This window comes from Rhodomicrobium sp. Az07 (genome assembly GCF_018619475.1).
GTDB lineage: Bacteria > Pseudomonadota > Alphaproteobacteria > Rhizobiales > Rhodomicrobiaceae > Rhodomicrobium.
Map to the genome: position 1 here is coordinate 1 of NZ_JAHFZG010000086.1, position 223 is coordinate 223.

The following is a 223-nucleotide window of genomic DNA, read 5'->3' on the forward strand; positions in this document are numbered from 1 at the left end:
CATTCGCACTTCCAATACCTCCAGCATGCCTCACGGCACACCTTCACCGGCTTATGGAACGCTCCGCTACCGCGACACTTGCGTGTCACCCGCAACTTCGGTGTGTGGCTTAATCCCCGTTACATTTTCGGCGCAAGAACCCTTATTTAGACCAGTGAGCTGTTACGCTTTCTTTAAATGATGGCTGCTTCTAAGCCAACATCCTGGTTGTTTTGGGGTTTTC

The 223-nt window shown here is 51.1% G+C and carries 1 rRNA gene; it reads right to left on the reverse strand.

Going from position 1 to position 223, the window contains the following annotated elements:
• Positions 1-223 (reverse strand): 23S ribosomal RNA (locus KKP04_RS16065); the annotation flags it as partial.